General features: G+C 69.9%; 1 protein-coding gene. It reads left to right on the top strand.

Annotated elements, in window-relative coordinates; all coding sequences use genetic code 11:
- Positions 1 to 150 precede the first annotated feature (150 nt).
- Positions 151 to 1338: an IS30 family transposase gene (locus tag AC0CYZ_RS02765; protein ID WP_472212130.1), complete on the top strand. Its 1188-nt coding sequence runs from the start codon at positions 151 to 153 to the stop codon at positions 1336 to 1338.
- The last annotated feature ends 156 nt before the right edge of the window (positions 1339 to 1494 follow it).

Here is a 1494-nt window from a genome sequence, read left to right as displayed (position 1 = left end):
CCGTTGATCAGGAGCACATAGGGCAGGCCGACCGGCCGGCGGATTCAAGTAGCTGTCGCAACACCTCGAGTTCGTGTGGGGTGTGTGTTGGGCGATGTGTTGGGTTCGCGGGCGCGGGTGCGGGAGTTCTGGCGGGCGCGGCTGGCGGGTCTGGATCACCGGCAGGCGTGTGCTCGGGTGGGCGTGTCAGATGACACTGGCTGGCGGTGGGTTCGTGAGTCTGGCGGGATGATCCCGTCGCTGGCCGAGCCCTCGGGCCGGTACCTGTCGCTGGCCGAGCGTGAGGAGATCTCGAGGGGGCTGGCCGCGGGGCTGCGCCAGGTCGAGATCGCCCGCCTGCTCGGGCGGCACCGTTCAACGATCAAGCGCGAGATCGACCGCAACCACGTGGTGCGCGAGCGGCGGGGAGCCCACTCCCGCGGCCGGGCGCCGGCCCCGAGCGGGCCGCCGCGCCCGGGGCGGCGGGTCGACGCCCGCCGGGCCCGCCAGGACGCGTATCGGGCGGGGCCAGCCCAGGCCAAGGCCGACGCCCGGGCCCGGCGCCCGAAACCGACCAAGTTCAGCGGGCATCCTGAGCTGGTCGACCAGGTCCAGGCCCGGCTCACGAAGCGCTGGAGCCCCGAGCAGATCACCCACGACCTGCGTGAGCAGTTCCCCGACCGCCCGGAGATGCAGGTGTCCCACGAGACGATCTACCAGGAGCTCTACGTCCAAGGCCGGGGCAGCCTGCGCCGCGAACTGCACCAGTGCCTGCGCACCCACCGCGCGGTCCGCCGGCCCCGGGCGTTCACCGCCCGCTCGAACCGGACCTACATCACCCCGGAGATCATGATCTCCGAGCGGCCCGCCGAGGCCGCCGACCGCGCGGTGCCCGGGCACTGGGAAGGCGACCTGATCCTGGGCGCCGAGAACGCCTCCGCGATCGCCACCCTGGTCGAACGCGCCACCCGGTTCGTGCTGCTGGTGCACCTGCCCGCCCGCCACGACGCCGAGACCGTCCGCGACGCCATGATCCCCACCATCACCGCGCTGCCCGAAGCGCTGCGCCGCTCGCTGGCCTGGGACCAGGGCTCGGAGATGGCCCGCCACCACGAGATCAGCGTCGCCGCGAACCTGCCGATCTACTTCTGCGACCCCCACAGCCCCTGGCAGCGCGGCAGCAACGAGAACACCAATGGACTCCTTCGTCAGTACTTGCCGAAGAAGACCGACCTGTCGATCCACAGCCAGCGCCAGCTCGACGCCATTGCACGATCTCTCAACACCCGTCCTCGACAGACCCTCGGCTGGATGACACCATCAAAGGCGTTCGCCAACGCTGTTGCGTTGACCGGTTGAGGCCGCACCGGATCTGAGCTCAAGGGGATTGACGGGAGCAATTACGATCCAGCCTGACACGGCAACCGCCCCGATCACTGAGAGCGGCGATACAGTGAGGGAGGTTGCATTGGGTGAGGAGGTTTCGATGCGGAAATGTCTTCGGTGCCTCGGCCC

It is taken from the genome of Actinomycetospora sp., assembly GCF_055612215.1.
Note: the sequence above shows the minus strand (reverse complement) of the source record. Positions and strands in the feature narration are given on the sequence as shown.